Raw genomic sequence first — 15,042 nt, 5'->3', positions numbered from 1 at the left:
AGGGTGCGCGCCGCCGCCCCGGCCGCCCTGGCCTGGTTCCAGGAGGAGCTCGAGGAGATCTACGGCGTCGCCGCGCCGCCGGTGGGCGACTACCTCGTGGATCGGGACGCGGCGCTGGCGGCCGTTGGCCGGCTCGACGCCCCGGAGCTGCTCCTGGTGCGCGAGGAGGAGGGCGGGGCCGCGCTGGGGCTCTTCCTCGACGAGCCGCTCCTCGCGGCGGCGCTGCGGGCGCGGCCGCACCTGCGGCGCTCGCGGCTCACGGCGCGCCGGCAGCTCGGGCAGCTCGCCTGCGTGGCCGAGGGCGTGAGCCACTTCGTCTACCTCTCGAGCCGCGCGCTCGCGGGCCGGCAGGTCTCGCTGCTCGAGCTCGAGGTGCAGGCGGAGGTGGACAAGTTCGCGCTCCTCGTCCTCCACCTCTGGCGCCGGGGGCGGCGCCGCGCCAGCCGGGCCCTGCGGCACCGGCTCTACGAGCGCGTCCGCTACCGGCCGCACCTCGACGGCCCGGAGCTCGAGCGGTACCGCACCGCCAACCGGCTGGCGGCCGGGTACGCGGGCTGGCTCGAGGCCCGGTTCGTGCGGCGCGGCGACGCCGAGGGGCTGCTGCGCGAGCTGCGCGCGAGCTACCGGCTCTCGGGGCCGGCCAAGCTGCGCCACCTGGCGGCGCGCGCGGCCGGGTAGCGCTACTCCGCGGCGGCGTCGCTCGCGCCCTGCGCCACCGGCCGGCAGACGCCGTCCTCGTGGTCGGTGCAGGCGAAGAGGGGCGGGCAGGGGCTCTCGTCGCTGCAGCCGCGGTAGCACCGGCGCTGGGCGCAGACGCGCCCCTCGGCGCACTGGTCGTCCTTCTCGCAGAGGTCGCCGTCGGCGCCGCGGCTGCCCGCGGTCTTCTCGCCGAGGATCTCCTTCAGCAGGAGCTCCTGGTCGCGCTCGAGCGACGCCATGCCGGCGACGTCGGTCTCGGCGGGCGGCGCGAACTGGCGGGTGACGCTGCTCCAGAGCTTGCGGGCGATGGAGACGCTCGCCTTGCCGTCGGGCCGGATCCGCATCTGGATCGACTGCCGCGCGAGGCAGGACTGCTCGCCGCGGCAGGGCACCTGCAGCTCCACCTCCTGCGTGCCGAGGATCCCGCGCGAGCGGTCCGAGATCTGGATGCTGTAGCCGCGGGCCTCGAGGGCGTCCAGGGCCCGCTGCCAGTTCTCCTCGTACGAGGCCTTGGGGAAGCCGCCCTCGGCGGGCCGGTAGGCGAGCCGCTTCGGGCCGCAGGCGAGGGCGAGGACGGCGACGAGGGGCAGGATGAGCGCGCGGGAGGTGGGCATGCCGCCGCCATCATCGCACGGCGTGGGCTCCGGAAAAGGAAAGGGGCGCCACCCGGGCGCCCCTCGATCCGGTGACGCGGCGCTCGCGGCTACTTCAGCGTGCGGGTCTGGCCGGCCCCGATGCTCACCTTCTCCTCGTCGAACTTGCCGGAGAGGGCGTCGCGGACGGAGCGGTCGAAGCGGACCTTGCCGGTCGCGATCTCGCGCAGCGAGAGGACCGAGGGCTTGTTCTTGGTCTGCGGCAGGAGGGGGCGCGCGCCGGCCATGAGCTGGCGGGTCCGCTTGGTGGCGAGCAGGACGAGCGCGAAGCGGTTGTCCACCAGCGGGAGGCAGTCTTCGACGGTGACGCGGGCCATGGCGATTCCTTCTCCTGGAGAGCGAGGGCGGGAAGATAGCGGCGGGGGGCGGGGAGATCAACCCCTCTATTGGTGGGAGGGGGGCGTCGGGGCCGGGACCGGCCGCTTCGCGGCCAGCTCCTCGGGGCTCCGGTCGAGGAGGTGCCGGTCGGAGGGCGCGATGAGCACCACCGGCCCCTTCGCGACGCGGGCGAAGTGGCTGCCGTCGAAGCCGTTCTCGCGGCCCACGGCCAGCGTCTCGGTGCGCCCGCCGCGCAGCCGGGCGGTGACGGTGAGGAAGGGGTGGTCCAGGCCGAAGCGGGCGGGGGCCGCGTCGGCCTCGGCGCCGGGCGCCACCTCGGCCTTGCGGCGGAGGGTGGCGAGCCGCTCCACCAGCAGGTCCACCGCGCCGTCGTCGGCGGGGCCGGGGACGGGTCGCAGCACCCTCCAGCCCTGGCCGGCGCGGGCCACCGCCACCTCGCCGCGCTCCGAGGCGAGCGCCACCTCCTCCACCTCCGCCGGCGCGAACGGGAAGAGCCGCTCGGCGGCGTCCTTGCGGGCCTGCTCGGCGCGGTCCTCCCGGCCGACGATCAGCACGGCGGCGGCGATCAGGGCCGCGGCGACCGCGGCGAGCGCCAGGGTGAGCGCGGCGGAGCGGGCGCGGGCCTTCATCTACTTCCCCCGGCGGACGAGCCAGACGGCGAGGCCGAGGCCGAGCAGGGAGACCGGCAGGACGTCGATGGTGAGGAACTTCAGCATCGTGACCTGCGCCTCGGTGAGGAAGAGGGTGGTCGCCTCGCGCCCCTTGGGCCGGATGGTGATCCGGTCCTCGCGCTCTGCGAGCCAGCTCGCGGCGTTGAGGAAGAAGTCGAGGTTGCCGAGGAGCTGCTGGTACTGGTTCGCGAAGAAGGCGGAGCTGCCGGCGACCACGAGGCGCGCCTCGGCGGAGCGCCGGCCGTCCTGCGCCTCGGGCGGCCTCGCGGCGGCCATGGCGACGGGGAGCGGCCCGCGCTTCTCCCCCTCGTCCTGCTCGGCGCCGGTGGAGAAGAGCCCCTTGAGATCGGTCTCGCCCCAGGACTCGCGGCCGGAGAGCGCGAGCGGCGTGGGCGCGGACCTCGCGCCGGTGAGCGCGACGAGCGACCGGGTGGTGGGGAAGGCGAGCGCGGTCTGGGCGATGTCGCGGGTGATGGGGTGGCGCTGCGTGGGCTGCACCATCGGCGTGAGGGCGGTGCCGCCGAAGAGCTGCGCCACCGGCGAGGGGTCGAGCACGATGTCGTCGTCGGCCTCCACGCCGAAGGAGGCGAGGAGCGGGCCGAGCCCGGCGTCCACGGCCGGCTCGAGGAAGACGCCCAGGTGGCCGCCCCGCGCCGCGTAGTCCTGGAGCGCCTTCAGCTCCGGGGCGAGCAGCGGCTTCTTCGCCCCGGCGACGATCACGGCGGCGGCGTCGGCGGGGACCTGCGCCCGCTCGAGGAGCACCAGGGTCCCGACCTCGATCCCCTCGCTCTCGAGGGAGCGGGTGGCGACGCCGTACCCCTTCTGCCCCTCGTCGCGCGGGTCGGGCTCGCCGTGCCCCTGCACGAAGTAGAGCTTCTTCTCGCCCCCGCGGGTGAGCTTCACCACGGCGTTGGTCAGCTCCTGCTCGGTGGGCTGGCGCACCCGCGCGTCGCCCTTGGCCCCCTGGGCGGTCACGACGAGGCGCGGGCCGGTGTCGGTGATGCCGTACTGCTTCACGAGCTCGGGGCTGCGGTACGGGTCGACGAGCCGCCAGGTGAAGCGCGGCGACAGGGCGGCGTACCGGCGCAGCAGGTCCTGGGCGGCGGGGTAGTCGGGCTCGTCCTGCCGGTAGAAGGCGAGCGCCGAGACCTCCACCGGCAGCCCGCGCAGGGTGCGGACGGTGTCCTCGGAGAGCGTGAAGAGCTGGTTCTTCGTGAGGTCCCAGGTGTGCGGGCGCCTGTAGGCGAGCCAGTTGGCGGTGCCGAGGAGGGCCACCACGCACAGCGCCGAGACGCCGGTGAAGAAGCCGAAGTGCGCCGCCCGGCCGGTGAAGAACCGGCGCGCGCCGCCCGACTCCGAGAGCGCCAGGCCGGCGGCGATGCCGGCGAGCCCGAGCAGCGCCTTCGCCGCCACGAGCTGGGTGTTGCCGAAGAGGAAGGTGACGAAGGTGCTGAGGAGCAGCATGAGCCCCAGCGCCGACAGCACCCGCGACCAGACGTTCTTCTTCACGGGAGCGCCTCCGCTAGGCCCAGCGCTGCGCCTCGACGGCGCGGTCGGTGAGGTAGAGCCCGAGCGCCACGAAGGACAGGTAGTAGGTGAGATCCTTGAGCTCGATCCGCCCCTGCAGGAAGGGCGTGAGGTGCTCGGAGGCGGAGAGGGCGAGGGTGAGCTCGCGGACCGGCCCCTCGGCGCCGACGCCGAAGAGGGTCACCACCCAGAGCGCCAGGAGCAGGAGGAGCGAGACCAGCGCCGCCACCACCACCGACTCGGTGAGCGACGAGACGAACATCCCGACGGCGAGGGCCATCGCCCCGAGCAGGAAGAGCCCGAGGAAGCCGGTGGCGACGGTGGCCCACTCGATCCCGGACCCGCCCTGGGCGCCCCGCGCGAAGAGCGCCAGCAGGCCGGGGAAGACGGCCACGATGGCGAGCGCGGCGGTGAGGACGCCGAGCGCGGCGAGGTACTTGCCGAGCACGATGGCGAAGGGGCGGACCGGCGCGGTGAGGAGCAGCTCGAAGGTGCGGGCCCGCTTCTCCTCGGCGATGAGCCGCATCGAGAGGAACGGGGCGGCCACCACCACGAAGACGCCGGTGGAGCCGAGCACGCGGGCGACGACCAGGTCGGTGACGTTCATCCGCTCGAGGACGCCCGGCTCCTGCGCCTCCATCGCCCGGAGCGAGAGGTAGCGCCAGGCGTCGAGCGAGCCGACGAAGAACTGGGCGGCGAAGAACGCCACCACCATGAACACCACCCAGGCGAGCGGGGTGGAGAAGTAGACGGCGAGCTCCTTCCTCGCCACCGCGAGCGCCCCCTTCACGGCCGCACCTCCCCGGCGGCGCCCGCCGGCGGGGCCTCCACCAGCTTCCCGTAGATCTCCTCGAGGAAGGCGATGTCGTCGAGCGTCACCTTCCGGCCGGGGAGGTGCTTCTCGATGAGGCCGCCGAGGGTGTCGTAGTCCACGAGCCGCCCCCGGTTCACCACCAGCACCTTCTCGCAGGTCATCGCCACCTCCGGGAGGATGTGCGTGGAGAGGATCACGGTGTGCTTCCCGGCCAGCGAGCGGATGAGGGTCCGCACCTCCCGGATCTGCAGGGGGTCGAGCCCCACGGTCGGCTCGTCGAGCACCAGCACCTCCGGGTCGCCCAGCAGCGCCTGCGCCAGCCCCACGCGCTGGCGGTAGCCCTTGGAGAGGTTGCCGATCACCCGGTCCATCACCCCGTCCACGCCGGTGCGGGCGGCCACCCGGTCCACCTCGCCCGGCACCCTCGCGCGCGGGAGCTGCTTCAGCTCGGCGCAGAAGCGCAGGTAGGCGCGGACGGTGAGGTCCACGTACACGGGCGGGCTCTCCGGCAGGTAGCCGATCCGCCGCTTCACCTCGAGCGGCTCCTCGAAGACGTCGAAGCCGGCGACGCGGGCGGTGCCGCTCGTGGCCGGCAGGAAGCCGGTGAGGATCCGCATGGTGGTGGACTTCCCGGCGCCGTTGGGGCCGAGGAAGCCGACCACCTCGCCCTTGCCGACGGTGAACGAGAGGCCGTCGACCGCGGTGAGGTCGCGGTAGCGCTTCGTCAGGTTCGAGACTTCGATCATGGGGATCCGGCTTCGCGGCGATGGGGACGGGACCGCGCGAAGATAAGCCGGGGCGCCGGGCAGTCAAGCGGGGCGGCGCCGCCGTCCGGCTTCCGGTGCGGCGCCGTTTGCGGCATCCTCCGGCCACTCGGGAGGTGCGGCATGCCCACGGTGGTGCAGAAGTACGGCGGCTCGTCGGTGGCGGACGTCGAGAAGATCCGGAAGGTGGCGGAGCGGGTGGCGGCGCGGGCGGCCGACGGGACGCGGGTCTGCGTGGTGGTCTCCGCCATGGGCGACACCACCGACGAGCTCCTCTCGCTGGCGAAGCAGGTGTCGGGCGCGCCGCCGCGGCGCGAGCTCGACATGCTCCTCACCGCCGGCGAGCGGATCTCGATGGCGCTCCTCTCCATGGCGCTCCAGGAGCGCGGGGTGCCGGCCATCAGCTTCACCGGGAGCCAGTCCGGGATCCTCACCACCGCCGACCACGCCAGCGCCCGGGTGCTCGAGGTGCGGCCGTTCCGGGTGGAGCAGGCGCTCGCGCAGGGCAAGGTGGTCATCGTGGCCGGCTTCCAGGGCGTGTCGCGCGAGACCAAGGAGGTGACCACCCTCGGGCGCGGCGGCTCGGACACCACCGCGGTGGCGCTCGCGGCGGCGCTCTCGGCCGACTGCGAGATCTACTCCGACGTGGCCGGCGTCTACTCGGCCGACCCGCGGGTGGTGCCCGAGGCGCGGCGGCTCGAGCGGCTCGGCTACGAGGAGATGCAGGAGCTCGCCGCGGCCGGCGCGAAGGTGCTGAACGCGCAGGCGGTGGAGTTCGCCAAGGAGAAGGGGATCGCCATCCACGCCCGCTCCACCTTCGGCGGGCCGGAGGAGACGGTGGTCGGCCCGGGCGCCTCGGCCGAGCGGATCGCCGGCGTCGCCTCCCAGGCCGACCTCGCCCTCGTGAGCCTCCCGCCGGCGCGGATGCCGCAGGCGCTGGCGCTGCTGGAGCGGCACGGCGCCGTCGCCGCCGAGGTGCACCTCCAGCGGGACCGGGCCCTCCTGGCGCTCTCGAAGGAGAACGTGCACGGGTTCCAGGCGCTCGCCGACGAGCTCGCGCGCGAGCTGCCCGAGGCGCGGCTCGACGCCGAGGGGCTCGGCGCGGTGTCGGTGGTCGGCACCGGGCTCGGCGGGAGCCACCGGGTGCTGCGGGAGGTGGCGAACGCGCTCGCCGAGCTCAAGGCCGCCCCCCGCGCGCTCGTCGCCACGCCCCTGCGCGTGACCGCCTGGTGCGACGCCGCGGCGCTGCCGGTGCTCGTGCGCGGGCTGCACGTGCGGCTCATCGGCTAGCGGCCGGGCGCGGGCGCGCTCACCGGAGGGCCAGCAGCGCCGCCGCCTCGCGCTCCTGCAGCGCCTGGTCGGCCTCGGAGAAGCAGCAGAGGATCACCCGGCGCAGGGGCTCGAGGCGCGAGAGCCCCTCCCGCACCTGGGCGAGCGCGATCCGGGCGGCGCGCGCCTTCGGGAACCCGTAGACGCCGGTCGAGATGGCGGGAAACGCGAGGCTCGCGAGCTCGCGCTCGGCCGCGAGCCGCAGGCTCTCGCCGTAGCAGCGGGCGAGGATCCGATCCTCCGGCGCCTCCTCGCCCGGCGCGGGCTCCTCCTCCCGCCGCCAGACCGGGCCGACGGCGTGGAAGACGAAGCGGGCCGGGAGCCGGTAGCCGCCCGTCACCTTCACCTCGCCCGGGCGCGCCCCGCCGAGCGTGCGGCACTCGGCCAGCAGCTCCGGGCCGGCGGCCCGGTGGATGGCGCCGTCCACGCCGCCGCCGCCGAGCAGCGTCGGGTTGGCGGCGTTCACGATGGCGTCCACCTCGAGGCGGGTGATGTCGGCGTGCAGGATCTCGAGGCGGCCGTCGAGGAAGCTGGGCATGGTCGCAATCTAGCGCGGGTCGGGAGCGGGGCTCCGTCCGGCCCCTCCGGAGGCCCTCGCGAGGAAGCCCGAGAGCGCGGCGATCGCCTCCACGCTCCCCCTGCGGCTGCAGTGCGGCGCGTGGCCCACGCCGGCGAGGAGCTTCACCTCGGCGGCGGGGAGGGCCGCCTGCGCCCGCGCGAGCTCGCCCGGCTCGGTGCGCGGGTCGGCGTCGCCGTGGAGGAGGAGCGCCGGCGCCCCCACCTCCGGGAGGCGCCCGCCGAAGAGGTCGGCGTCCCCGGCCCGGCCGCGCTCCAGGATCCGCAGCCAGGCCTCGGCCCCCGCGCGGACCACCTTGCGCCAGCGCGCCTCGCCGTGGTCGCGGGCCAGCGCGGCCTGCAAGGACTCCGGCAGCCCCTCCGGCTCGAGGCCGGCGCGGAAGAACTCGAGCGAGCCCGGCTTGTGGCCGGTGAAGTGGCCGGCCTCGAGGACCACCGCGCGCACCCGCTCCGGGCGGTCGATGGCGAGCCAGGCCGCGATCACCGCGCCGTCGCTGTGGCCCCAGACCGCCACCTCCGGCAGCTCCAGCGCGTCGAGCAGGAGCGCGGTCTCCCCGGCGGCGGCGCGGTGGAAGCCGTCCACCAGCCCCGGCGTGGGCGTCGAGCCGCCGAAGCCGGTCCGGTCGGGGACGATCACCCGGAACGACGGCGCGAGCGCCTCGAGGGCGCCGTCGAGCGGGTAGGCGCCGGCGCCCCAGCCCCCGTGCAGGAACAGCACCGGCGGCCCCTCGCCGACGCTCCGGTAGGCGATCCGCGCGGGCCGCGCCGCGGGCGCGTGGGGCGAGGCGGGCAGGGTGGCGATGGGCACCGCTCGTTCCTAGCCGGACCCGCGCCGCCATGCCGCGGCGCGGCACGGCTCCCGGAGGGGCACGGGCCTCGGGCGGCGCCCGAACCCTGCTAGAAGGGGGCGCATGGAACTGCCCCTCTTCCAGAAGCTCTGGGCCCGGCCGGAGCCGGCGGCCCAGCCCGTCCACCGCGCCCTCCTGACCCCGCTCTCCTTCCTCGAGCACAGCCTGCACGTCTTCCCGGACAAGCTCGCGGTGGTGGACGGCGCGCGCCGGTTCACCTACCGCGAGCTGGGCGAGCGCGTGTACCGGCTCGCCACCGCGCTGCAGCGGGCCGGCGTGCGCAAGGGCGATCGCGTGGCGGTGCTCTCGCCCAACGCGACCGAGGTGCTCGAGGCCCACTACGGCGTCCCGCAGCTCGGGGCGGTGCTCGTGGCCATCAACGTGCGGCTCTCGCCGTCCGAGGTGGTGGCGATCCTGCGCCACAGCGGCGCGCGCGTGCTCCTCGCCGACCCCGCGCTCGAGGAGCAGGTGGCGGCGGCGCGGCGCGAGGCCGACCTGTCGCTCCTGGTCTGGACCGGCGAGGGCGGCGCGCGCGACCCGGCGTGGGGCGAGATCGGCTACGAGCGGCTCCTCGCCACCGGCTCGCCCGAGCCGTTCACCCCGGCGGTGGACGACGAGGACCAGACGATCTCCATCAACTACACGAGCGGCACCACCGGGCAGCCGAAGGGCGTGATGTACACGCACCGCGGCGCCTACCTGAACGCGCTCGGCGAGATCGTCGAGGCCGGGCTCGAGCCGGAGAGCGTCTACCTCTGGACGCTGCCCATGTTCCACTGCAACGGCTGGTGCTTCACCTGGGCGGTCACCGCGGCCGGCGCGCGCCACGTGGTCGTCCCCAAGGTCGAGCCGGCGCGCGTGTTCGAGCTCGTGGCCGGAGAGGGCGTGACGCACCTCTGCGGCGCGCCGACCGTGCTCGTCATGATCCAGGCCGAGGCGCCGTCGCCCGACTACCGGTTCCCGCGCCCGCTCCGGGCGGTCACCGCCGGCGCCCCGCCGCCGCCGTCGGTGATCGCGCGCATGGAGTCGCTCGGGGCGGTGATCACCCACGTCTACGGCCTCACCGAGACCTACGGCCCCCACGCCGTCTGCAAGTGGAAGGCGGAGTGGAACGCCGAGGGGCTGGAGCAGCGGGCCGCGCTGAAGGCGCGCCAGGGCGTGGGCTACCTCACCTCGCCCGAGCTGCGGGTGGTGGACGAGGAGCTGCGCGACGTCCCCGCGGACGGCGAGACCCTGGGCGAGATCGTGATGCGCGGCAACAACGTGACCAAGGGCTACTTCCGCGATCCCGAGGGGACCGCCGTCGCCTTCCGCGGCGGCTGGTTCCACTCCGGCGACCTCGGGGTCATGCACCCCGACGGCTACGTCGAGCTGCGCGACCGGAAGAAGGACGTCATCATCAGCGGTGGCGAGAACATCTCCACGGTCGAGGTGGAGAAGGTCCTCTACTTCCACCCGGCGGTGCTCGAGGCGGCGGTGATCGGCATCCCCGACGAGAAGTGGGGCGAGGTGCCGAAGGCCTTCGTGACCCTGCGCTCCGGCCGCGAGGCGAGCGAGAAGGAGCTCATCGGCTACTGCCGCGAGCACCTCGCCCACTTCAAGTGCCCCAAGCGCGTGGAGTTCGGGCCGCTGCCCAAGACCTCCACCGGCAAGGTGCAGAAGTTCAAGCTCCGCGAGAAGGAGTGGGCGGGGCACCGGAAGCGGATCCACTGAGCCGGCTGTCGGTTCCCCGAGGCGTCCCCCTCTCCCGCGTCAGCGGGGGAGGGCGGGGGAGGGGGCGTCCGCCGTCGCCGCCGCCCGATCCCTGAGCCGCACGTAGAGCGTCTTCTCCACCCGGGCCACCGGCTGCCCCTCGAGGTCGCGCACCACCACCGTGAAGCGGGGCAGCACCTTGCGCCCCTCGTCGGCGCCGCGCCGGATCTCCTCCACCCGCTGCGCGGGGAGCTCGAAGACCGCGCGCACCGTGCCGCGCCCGGGCCGGACGAACTCCACCTCGGCCGCCTTGTCCCAGACCACGTAGCGCGGGCCGATGCGGCTCATCAGCATGATCATGAAGAACGGGTCGCACATCGAGTAGAGCGAGCCGCCGAAGTGGGTGCCGACGAAGTTCCGGTTCCAGCGGGTGAGCCGCATCTCCACCTCCACCCGCGAGAGGTCGGCCTCGGCCTGCAGCACGCGCACGCCGGCGCCGAGGTAGGGCGGGTAGAGGGAGAGGAGCTTCAGGAACCGCGGCGGGCCGAGGAGGTCGGCGAGCTTCTGCATCGGGGCCATCCTGCTCGGATAGCCGCCGCGCCGGGGCGGCGCCGCACCGGGCCGGGGCCGTCCCCGCGCCCGCTCACCAGAACTTCTTGTCGCCCGAGCCGCTGCCGAACCGGTCCTTGCGGAAGTCGGTGCCGGGGTCGAGCTTCACGAACGCGCACATCTCGTTGAGGCGCGAGTAGATGCGGTCGCCGACGCGCTCGGAGAGGGTGAGGCTCTCCTGCTCGCGCAGGAACTCGGGCGAGCGGGGGTCCACGCGCGTGCCCGGCGCGGGCTTCTGCGCCTTGCGCTCGATGAAGTAGTTGGTGGCGAAGAGGGTGGAGAGGCCGGAGTTGAAGCGGCGGCTGATGAGCTCGTCGAGCATCGACCGCTCCCAGTCGGTGCCGCGCTCCTTGCCGAGCTCGTCGATGACCAGCACCGGGACGCGGATGAGCGGCCCGAGGATCTCCATGTGGCTCCGGTTGGCCGAGAAGCCGGCCTTCATGTCGGAGAGGAGCAGCATGAACTCGACGTAGCGGCTCGCGATCCCCTTCTCGAGCGCGAGGTAGCGCAGGGTGGCGGCGAGGAGGTGGGTCTTGCCGGCGCCGGGGCGGCCGTAGAGGAGGAAGCCCTTGGTGGGCCGGTCCTGCCGGAACTTGCGGGCGAAGTCCTCGGCGACGGCGCGCGCGGCGGCGTGGTCCTGCGACCAGTTGCGGAAGCTCTCGAAGGAGGCGGTGGCGACCGCGGCCGGGATCCCGATCTGGTTGAAGATCGCGAGCCGGGCGTCGGTGTGGCGGCAGGCGCACTCCTGCGCGAGCGCGGTCTCGCCGGACGGGACGAGCGTGTAGCCGGTCCCCTTGCAGCGGGGGCAGACGCTCTGGCAGGTGCAGCGGCGGGCGCGGGCGGTCGAGCCCAGCACCTGGTCCACCACGTAGCCGGCGCCGTCGCAGAGGGGGCAGGAGCTCTTCGGCTGGTCGGGCATGGCGAGGGCGCGCAGTCTACACCGACCCGCGGAGCGGGACGAGGCCGGCCGCCCGGAGCTGGTCGGCGAGGTGGCTCGCGAGCGTGTCGCGCCAGGCGCGGCGCCGGACCGCGGGCGGCCGCGCCCCGGCCACGAGCGCGCAGCGGCGGCCCAGGGCGGCGCGCTCGGCGCGGGGGAGGGCGCGCAGGTAGGCGGACTGGAGCGCCGCGTCGGCCCGGGCGATGAGCGCCTCGGTGTCCGCGAGCCGGTCACCGGTGGCCGCGGGCTCCGTGAGGCATTCCCCCTCTCCCGCGCAGCGGGGGAGGGCCAGGGAGGGGGCGGCGAGCGCCGCGAGCGCCGCGGCGTACGCCTGGGCGAGGTGCGGCGCGGCGGCGCGGGTCCGCTCGGCGAGGAGCTCCCGGGCGGCCGCGAGCCGGCCCTGGGCGGCGGGCGCCTCCTCGCCGGGAGCCGGGGCGTCGCCGACCCGGGCCTCGCGGAAGGCCCGCCACTCGTCCTCCACCGCCTGCCGGCAGGCCCGGATCGAGCGGAGCGGTCCGGCGTGGCGGCGCCGCTCGAGCGAGGTCTCCGCGGCGCGCCGCAGCCCGCGGCAGACCACCGGCACCGGGACGCCGCGCGCCTCCCACTCGGCCACGAGCGAGAGGTCGAGCGGCGACACGAGGAGCCCCGTCCCGCGCAGCGCGAGGAAGAACTCGGTCACCACGGTGGCGTAGCCGAGGGCGCTGTCCGGGAGGTCCGACACCGCGCGCAGTCTACCGGAAGGGACCGACGCCCGGCGCCGCGGCTAGTGGTGCGTGTCCGGCCACGCCTCGCGCAGCGCCGCGAGGAGCGCGTCGGCCGACGGGAACCGCAGCGCCGGGTCCTTCTCGAGGAGCCGCTCGGCGATGGCCGCGAGCCGCGGATCGGCGCCGGGGTTGACCGCCAGCACCGGCGTCGGGCGCCGGGCCAGGATGTCGTGCCAGAGCTCGCCGGGGCGCTGGGCGGAGAAGGGCGGCCGGCCGCAGATCAGCTCGTAGAGGATGACGCCCAGGCTGTAGAGGTCGCTCCGCGCGTCCACCACGCCGCCGCGCGCCTGCTCCGGCGACATGTAGCGGTAGGTCCCCGCCACCTTGCCGCCGAGGTGGGCGGAGCCGCGCTCGTCCACCAGCGCCACGAGCCCGAAGTCCATGAGCCGGGCCCGGCGCTGGTCGTCCACCATGATGTTGCCCGGCTTGAGGTCCCGGTGGACGAGCCCGTGGGCGTGCACGTAGGAGAGCGCCGCGCAGACCTGCTCCATCGCCTCGCGGAGCCGGCGCACGCGCGTGGGCCGGTTGAGGGCGGCGGCGCCGCGGGCGTCGAGCGGCCGCGGCTCGGTCCGCGGCGCCTCGGGCCAGGGCGGGTCGCCGGTCGAGAAGGAGGGCAGGCCGCTGCGGGTGACGGTCTCGGTCTCCGGCTCGCCGATCACCGCGGCGAAGGCCCGGATGGCGTCCGGGCCGCGCTCGTAGCCGCCGGGCGGCTCGAGGCTCTCGGTGTCGGGCTCGCCCAGCAGGGAGCGGACGTCGAAGCCCTCCTCGGCGCATCCCGGGGTCGCGCCCGCGGCCGCCTTCTCCCCGGCGGGCTCGTCGATGGAGGTCGAGAGGTAGCTGCGGAGATCGAGCCCCTCCACCAGCTCCATGGCGACGAACGAGTAGCCCTCGGCCACGCCGGCGTCGAGCACGTGGACCACGTTCGGGTGGTCGAGGGTGAGGAGCACCTCGTACTCCCGCGCCAGCCGGCGGGCCGCCAGGGCGTCCACCGCGGGGGAGGGGCCGAGCAGCTTCACCGCCACCGCCTGCCCGGTGTCGTGCTTGCGGCCCAGGTAGACGGTGCCGATCCCCCCCCGGCCGATGACCGAGAAGATCTGGTAGGGGCCGACGCTGCGGGGGGGCACCCCGAGAGCATAAGAGTCGCGCGCTCCCGCGGTCAAACGACTCGGCGGGGACCGGTCGCTTCGACCGTGCTATAAGCCGCCCGTGTCGGAAAAGGCCCTCATCGACGAGCTCCGGGACAGGGTCCGCAGGAGCCCCCTCCCGCGGCACGTCGCGATCATCATGGACGGCAACGGCCGCTGGGCCGAGCTGCGCGGACTGCCCCGGCTGGAGGGCCACCGCGCCGGCTCGGAGGCGGTCCGCGCCGTTACCCGCGAGGCGCGCAGCCTGGGCGTCGAGGCGCTCACCCTCTACGCCTTCAGCGCCCAGAACTGGGCTCGCCCGGACGAGGAGGTGGGCGGGCTCATGCAGCTCCTCGCCGAGTACCTCGACTCCGAGCGGGCCGAGATCATGGACAACGCCATCCGGCTCGAGGCGGTTGGCGACCTCGACCGGCTCCCCTCCTTCGTGCGCGAGCGGCTCGAACGGCTCCGCGCCGACTCGCGGGGCAACGGCGGCATGGCCCTCACCCTCGCGCTCTCGTACGGCGGCCGCGAGGAGATCGTGCAGGCCGCCCAGCGGCTCGCGCGGCGCGGCGGCGGCCCCGAGGGCATCACCGAGGAGGCGCTCGAGCGCGAGCTCTGGACGAGCGACGCCCGGCTCCCCCCGCTCGACCTCCTCGTGCGCACCAGCGGCGAGCGGCGCATCTCGAACTTCCTGCTCTGGCAGTGCGCCTACGCCGAGCTCTCCTTCAGCGACATCCTCTGGCCGGACTTCCGCGAGCTGGCGCTCCTGCAGGCCGTGGGCGACTTCCAGACCCGCGAGCGCCGCTTCGGCCTCACCGGCGCGCAGCTCGCCGAGGGCGCGCGAGGGCCATGAACGAGAAGAACCGGAACCTCGCCCTGCGCGTCGTCTCGGCGCTCCTCCTGTTCCCGAGCGCGGTGGCGCTCACCGTGGTGGGCGGGCTCCCCTTCGCGCTCCTGGCCGCGGGGGCGGCCGGGCTCGCCGCCTGGGAGCTCGTCGGCATGCTCGCGCCGAGGGTGGGCGCCGCCGAGGCGTTCGGCGTGGCCGTCGCCGGCGCCATCCCCCTCGCCGCCTGGCGCGCCTGCGAGGCGGCGCAGGGCGGGCCGATGCTCTTCCCGGCCGGCGCCGGCATCGGGCTCGCCTTCGCCCTCGTGCTGGTGATGGCGCTCAACACCTTCCGGGACCGGCCGCTGGAGGAGGCGCCGCGCGCCATCTCGGCGGTGACGCTCGCCTGGCTCTACTGCGGCCTGCTCCTCGCCACGCTGGTGGCGCTCCGGCTCCGCTTCGGCTGGCCCTGGGTCATCCTCGCCTTCGTGGTGACCTGGGGGAACGACACCTTCGCCTACTTCGCCGGGCGCGCCTTCGGGAAGCACCCCATGTACCCGCGGGTGAGCCCCAAGAAGACCTGGGAGGGCTACGCCGGGGGCGTGGTGGGCAGCGTGCTCACGGCCTTCCTGGCGAAGCTCCCGTTCCTCGCGCCGGAGATCACGCCGCTCGGCTGCGTCGTGCTCGGGCTCGGCGGCGCCCTGCTGGGGCCGGCGGGGGATCTCGCCGAGTCGCTCCTCAAGCGGGCGGCCGGCATCAAGGACTCGGGGAAGCTCATCCCGGGCCACGGCGGGCTCCTCGATCGCATCGACGCCCTCCTGTTCGTGGCGCCCTGGATCTACGCCTTCGCCGCCTGGTTGCGGTAGGCTC

17 protein-coding genes are annotated in these 15,042 nt (G+C 74.9%); 5 read left to right on the top strand and 12 right to left on the bottom strand.

Going from position 1 to position 15,042, the window contains the following annotated elements:
- Positions 1–3: 3 nt before the first annotated feature.
- Positions 4–678 carry a hypothetical protein gene (locus tag AMPC_RS10400; RefSeq protein WP_248346216.1) on the top strand — a complete coding sequence of 225 codons (675 nt, stop codon included), beginning with the start codon at positions 4–6 and terminating at the stop codon, positions 676–678.
- A 2-nt stretch (positions 679–680) separates the two neighbouring features.
- Here AMPC_RS10400 and AMPC_RS10395 read toward each other — a convergent pair whose 3' ends face one another.
- The 6 genes from AMPC_RS10395 to AMPC_RS10370 form a co-directional block, all read right to left on the bottom strand.
- Positions 681–1,313: a hypothetical protein gene (locus AMPC_RS10395; protein ID WP_248346215.1), complete on the bottom strand. Its 633-nt coding sequence runs from the start codon at positions 1,311–1,313 to the stop codon at positions 681–683.
- A gap of 89 nt (positions 1,314–1,402) precedes the next feature.
- Positions 1,403–1,669 carry a DNA-directed RNA polymerase subunit omega gene (rpoZ, locus tag AMPC_RS10390; RefSeq protein WP_248346213.1) on the bottom strand — a complete coding sequence of 89 codons (267 nt, stop codon included), beginning with the start codon at positions 1,667–1,669 and terminating at the stop codon, positions 1,403–1,405.
- Between the two features lie 66 nt (positions 1,670–1,735).
- On the bottom strand, positions 1,736–2,320 hold the full coding sequence (locus AMPC_RS10385; protein WP_248346211.1) for a DUF4340 domain-containing protein: 585 nt from the start codon (positions 2,318–2,320) through the stop codon (positions 1,736–1,738).
- Positions 2,321–3,871, bottom strand: a complete 1,551-nt coding sequence (locus tag AMPC_RS10380; RefSeq protein ID WP_248346209.1) for a GldG family protein — start codon at positions 3,869–3,871, stop codon at positions 2,321–2,323. It abuts the gene before it with no gap.
- Between the two features lie 13 nt (positions 3,872–3,884).
- Positions 3,885–4,679, bottom strand: coding sequence for an ABC transporter permease (locus tag AMPC_RS10375; RefSeq protein ID WP_248346207.1), 795 nt, complete (start codon positions 4,677–4,679; stop codon positions 3,885–3,887).
- Entirely contained in the window at positions 4,676–5,449 is a 774-nt protein-coding gene (locus AMPC_RS10370; RefSeq protein WP_248346206.1) for an ABC transporter ATP-binding protein, read from the bottom strand. The genes AMPC_RS10375 and AMPC_RS10370 overlap by 4 nt, the downstream gene beginning before the upstream one ends.
- A 141-nt stretch (positions 5,450–5,590) precedes the next feature.
- Here AMPC_RS10370 and AMPC_RS10365 point away from each other — a divergent pair, with 141 nt between their 5' ends.
- Positions 5,591–6,757, top strand: a complete 1,167-nt coding sequence (locus AMPC_RS10365) for an aspartate kinase (protein ID WP_248346204.1) — start codon at positions 5,591–5,593, stop codon at positions 6,755–6,757.
- 19 nt (positions 6,758–6,776) lie between these two features.
- Here AMPC_RS10365 and AMPC_RS10360 read toward each other — a convergent pair whose 3' ends face one another.
- Together AMPC_RS10360 and AMPC_RS10355 are read right to left on the bottom strand one after the other, a co-directional pair.
- On the bottom strand, positions 6,777–7,334 hold the full coding sequence (locus tag AMPC_RS10360) for an O-acetyl-ADP-ribose deacetylase (protein WP_248346202.1): 558 nt from the start codon (positions 7,332–7,334) through the stop codon (positions 6,777–6,779).
- Positions 7,335–7,343: 9 nt separating this feature from the next.
- On the bottom strand, positions 7,344–8,180 hold the full coding sequence (locus AMPC_RS10355; RefSeq protein ID WP_248346200.1) for an alpha/beta fold hydrolase: 837 nt from the start codon (positions 8,178–8,180) through the stop codon (positions 7,344–7,346).
- Between the two features lie 103 nt (positions 8,181–8,283).
- Here AMPC_RS10355 and AMPC_RS10350 point away from each other — a divergent pair, with 103 nt between their 5' ends.
- Positions 8,284–9,933, top strand: coding sequence for an acyl--CoA ligase family protein (locus AMPC_RS10350; RefSeq protein WP_248346198.1), 1,650 nt, complete (start codon positions 8,284–8,286; stop codon positions 9,931–9,933).
- Positions 9,934–9,972: 39 nt separating this feature from the next.
- Here AMPC_RS10350 and AMPC_RS10345 read toward each other — a convergent pair whose 3' ends face one another.
- The 4 genes from AMPC_RS10345 to AMPC_RS10330 form a co-directional block, all read right to left on the bottom strand.
- On the bottom strand, positions 9,973–10,482 hold the full coding sequence (locus AMPC_RS10345) for a DUF4442 domain-containing protein (protein WP_248346196.1): 510 nt from the start codon (positions 10,480–10,482) through the stop codon (positions 9,973–9,975).
- A 73-nt stretch (positions 10,483–10,555) separates the two neighbouring features.
- The gene (locus tag AMPC_RS10340) at positions 10,556–11,440 is read right to left on the bottom strand and encodes an ATP-binding protein (RefSeq protein WP_248346194.1); all 885 of its coding nucleotides are present in this window, start codon (positions 11,438–11,440) and stop codon (positions 10,556–10,558) included.
- A gap of 16 nt (positions 11,441–11,456) precedes the next feature.
- A complete protein-coding gene (locus AMPC_RS10335) occupies positions 11,457–12,179 on the bottom strand; it encodes a hypothetical protein (protein WP_248346192.1) in 723 nt (240 codons plus the stop codon).
- Between the two features lie 42 nt (positions 12,180–12,221).
- A complete protein-coding gene (locus AMPC_RS10330) occupies positions 12,222–13,346 on the bottom strand; it encodes a serine/threonine-protein kinase (protein WP_248346190.1) in 1,125 nt (374 codons plus the stop codon).
- A gap of 82 nt (positions 13,347–13,428) precedes the next feature.
- Here AMPC_RS10330 and uppS point away from each other — a divergent pair, with 82 nt between their 5' ends.
- Positions 13,429–14,202 carry a polyprenyl diphosphate synthase gene (uppS, locus tag AMPC_RS10325; protein ID WP_404800642.1) on the top strand — a complete coding sequence of 258 codons (774 nt, stop codon included), beginning with the start codon at positions 13,429–13,431 and terminating at the stop codon, positions 14,200–14,202.
- Positions 14,199–15,038 (top strand): phosphatidate cytidylyltransferase, encoded by an 840-nt coding sequence (locus AMPC_RS10320; protein ID WP_248346188.1) that lies wholly within the window; start codon positions 14,199–14,201, stop codon positions 15,036–15,038. Before uppS ends, AMPC_RS10320 begins: the two co-directional genes overlap by 4 nt.
- Positions 15,039–15,042: the final 4 nt, after the last annotated feature.

This window comes from Anaeromyxobacter paludicola (assembly GCF_023169965.1).
In the GTDB taxonomy this organism is placed as follows: Bacteria; Myxococcota; Myxococcia; order Myxococcales; family Anaeromyxobacteraceae; genus Anaeromyxobacter_B; species Anaeromyxobacter_B paludicola.
The sequence above is the reverse complement of the archived record's forward strand: the minus strand, read 5'-3'. Positions and strand labels throughout refer to the sequence as shown.